A 3,066-nucleotide genomic window follows, 5' to 3' on the forward strand; every position below is an offset into this window, starting at 1 on the left:
GACATATAATGAACCTCTCTTTTTATACTGATTTTAGTATATCAGATTCATTAAAAACTGTCCGTAAAAGTGTCTTGATTCATGGAACCATTATATTCGGCTCCCTTTCTTTTTTTGATATTTATTTATTCTCGAAGTAAGCGTGTATTTGTATGTTAATAATGGAATTATATTTCAATTGATTGGAAGTAGAATAAATGAAAGTAATAAAAAAAATATTATTAGTGCTAGTGTTTATGTTAATAGAAATGTATTGTGTGACAGATAACAATGCGGGGTTTATTAATCTTTGTAAGGTGAAAGTACATGATGTATCGGTTGACTCTTTAAAAAGCCCTGCTGAATCGGATTATAAAAATATATCAAAATCACAAGCATCGGAATTGAATCCTGTATTATATTCATCTGAAGAAGATACAAGCATTGATACTATAGTATTGAGATTAAATAACATCAACGACATTGAAGACCTTGATATAACGGAAAATATCATAAGCATCTATGATAATATAGATACGGTTAATGTTGAAGTTCCTGAAGGAGTGAATGCTGAAGAAATTATAAAAAAATATAAAGATAGTCCTTTCGTCGAAGAAGCCTATACAGACGCAGAAGTTCGACTCTTTTATACTCCGTCAGATCCATATTATTCATTAAAACAGTGGAATCTGAGTCGGATAAATATGGAATCCGCCTGGGATGTAACAAAAGGTAATTCTTCCTTGGTTGTAGCGGTTCTTGATTCAGGCATAGGGCCTTATGCGGATATTGACGGTCTTGTGAATGGGGCAGATACTTCGGGAGGGACAATTCTAGAAGATACCTTTCCGGGCCAGTATTCACATGAAGGAGGATTTCATGGTACATCTGTTGCGTCACTCATAGCTTCCAATATTAATTCTCAAGGAATTGCGGGTATAGCTCCTGATATTTCTATAATGTCTGTAAAAGTATTTCCTGATGGTTTGGATACAACGGGTATGTCACAGATTGCAGCAGGAATAGTTTGGGCAGTTGACCATGGAGCTGATGTAATAAATTTAAGTCTTGGTACATACGTCAATGGATCAGTAGTGTATGATGCTGTTAATTATGCTGTTTCCAAAGGGGTGCTTCTTGTAGCGGCTACAGGAAATGACGGTTATGTAAATTCAATATGTTATCCCGCAGCATATGATGGGGTCATTGCTGTCGGATCGACTTCAATTAGGGATGACGTGTCAGTTTTTTCCAACGAAGGAAATGCCATCGACCTTGTCGCTCCAGGAGAAAATATATACCTGGCTGATAATGAGTCGGGTTCATACAGTAGTTTCTCGGGAACTTCATTTTCAGCACCCACAGTGGCTGCAGTTGCAGCACTTGTAAAAAGTCAGTATCCTTCTTATAGCGGCCATCTTATAGAACAAATCCTGTATACAGGAACTGATGATATATTTACAAATGGCTGGGACGCTTCAAGCGGATACGGTATTATAAATGCAAAAAAAATAATGGACATCGCTGCAAATCCATATCGTGATTCTAATGATACAATTGATTCTGCGGACCCAATTTCTATGAACAAAGATTATATAGGAGGAAATTATCCTGCTCTGGATAATGACTACTATAAATTTACTTTGTATGAACCATATACGGTTATAATAAATGTTGCACCTACGGGAAACCAGGATTTAGGGTTTGAATTATATGACAATACTCGAAATATGCTTTCCATGACTAATGCAAATCCAGAAGGAGCTTCAGAAGCGCGTACATATACTCTTAATAAGGGAATTTACTATATCAATATTTATGACATTTTGGGAAACGCAAGTGATTCTGCATATAATATAAAAATAACTGCAAATGATAATACTGCTCCTAAAATTACATTAATACAAAATTCTGTGCCTTTGGAAATTGGTGCTACTGCTGTAACAGACGTTGTTCTTTCAATTGAAGACACATCTTATTTTGAAGTTAATATACTTAGAAATAGTGAACCGTATGGCATGCCTGCTGAGAGCATTTTTACTGAAAATGGAGTGTATAAAATTACTGTTTCTGATTCTTCAGGAAACGTTTCGGAGTTTAACTTTAATATTGATAAGACTCATCCATTGATCGTTGATTTCAACTCCCAAGGAGGAACGGAAGTTGAAAGCACATCCACATTATGGGGGAGTGTAATATCAGAACCTGAAACACCTGCATATTCAGGATATACATTCAAGGGGTGGTACAAGGAATCCTCCTGTATAAATCAGTGGAATTTTGATAAGGATGCAGTTTATTCTGATGTGACCATTTATGCGAAATGGAGTAAGAATGTTTCCGGAGTTAGCATAGAACCCTCAAGTATAACACTAAATAATCTTGGTGAAATACGGCAAATAATCGCTTCTGTTAGTCCTGCAGATGCCGGAAATAAAAATGTAATATGGCATTCAAGCAACACAGAAGTAGTTACTGTCAGTACATCAGGAAGTATTACTGCAGTAGGAAATGGCGTTGCAACAATAACAGCAACAACAGAAGAAGGCGGTTTTACAGCAACCATTGAAACGACTGTACAAGATTCAAGCGGTGTGTATTTCATTAAGTCTAAAAACAGTGAATTGTTCATGGATATTTATGGCGGAGGAAGAGATTTTGGCACCAACATTATTCAGTGGTCATATCATGGGGGTACAAACCAACAGTGGAAATTTGAAAATTTGGGAAATGGCTACTATAAAATCACTTCTGTGCTCAATCCGGCATACGCCCTTGATGTATATTGTAGTGGTACAAGTATGGGAACGAGGGTAATCCAGTGGCCATATTATGGAGGACCTAACCAGCAGTGGAAGATTATTGAAAATGAGGATGGCAGTATTTCTTTAATATCAAAACTGGCGTTTGAAAACGGAACAAGGTATGTACTGGATGTTTATGGAGGCAGTGCAGTCGCGGGGGTCAACGTAATTCAGTGGTCTGGAAATGGTGGAGATAACCAGAAATGGTATCTTGAACAGGTACGGGATTATACGTTGAGCTATAACTGCAATGGAGGAACTGCAATAGCGTCCTCGCCAGAAA

At 37.1% G+C, this 3,066-nt stretch carries 1 protein-coding gene; it reads left to right on the plus strand.

What is annotated here, in order from left to right; genetic code table 11:
• Positions 1-197: 197 nt before the first annotated feature.
• On the plus strand, positions 198-3,066 hold a 2,869-nt coding region (locus BUA79_RS12075), incomplete at its 3' end, for a S8 family serine peptidase (protein WP_178138608.1).

The organism is Parasporobacterium paucivorans DSM 15970, assembly GCF_900141895.1.
GTDB classification, from domain to species: domain Bacteria; phylum Bacillota; class Clostridia; order Lachnospirales; family Lachnospiraceae; genus Parasporobacterium; species Parasporobacterium paucivorans.